Origin of the sequence: Citrobacter sp. wls757 (assembly GCF_005280935.1) — a bacterium.
Lineage (GTDB): Bacteria > Pseudomonadota > Gammaproteobacteria > Enterobacterales > Enterobacteriaceae > Citrobacter > Citrobacter portucalensis.
This window is the reverse complement of sequence record NZ_SZWU01000060.1, coordinates 330,053-330,442: the sequence shown is the minus strand read 5'-3', so window position 1 is coordinate 330,442 and position 390 is coordinate 330,053. Positions and strand designations below refer to the sequence as shown.

Annotated in this window: 1 protein-coding gene; it reads left to right on the top strand. The window is 55.9% G+C overall.

The genetic code is table 11. From position 1 onward, the window contains the following. A partial coding sequence (locus FDW94_RS24395; protein ID WP_249358575.1) for an oxidoreductase C-terminal domain-containing protein occupies positions 1-390 on the top strand: 390 nt, incomplete at both ends.

The window sequence follows — 390 nt, the reverse complement described above, 5'->3', positions numbered from 1 at the left end:
GAAGCGGGGCTGGAGACGGCGAACGGCATTATCGTTGATACCGCCTGCACCACCTCCGATCCCGCGATTTTCGCCGCCGGTGACGTAGCGATAACACGCCAGGCTGACGGTTCGTTAGTACGCGTGGAAAGCTGGGAAAACGCCAATTTTCAGGCACAGGTTGCCGCCGCCGCGATGCTCAATCAACCGCAGCCAGCAGCAACGCCGGGCTGGTTCTGGACCGATCAGTACCGTGATAATCTACAGTTTGTCGGCGAAATGCAGGGTGAGAACTGGCTCCTACGCGGCGATCCTGATGCGCAGAAAGCAATATGGTTTAACCTACAGGATGGCGTGATTGTCGGCGCAGTAACGTTGAATCAGGGCCGAGAAATACGTTTATTGAGAAAA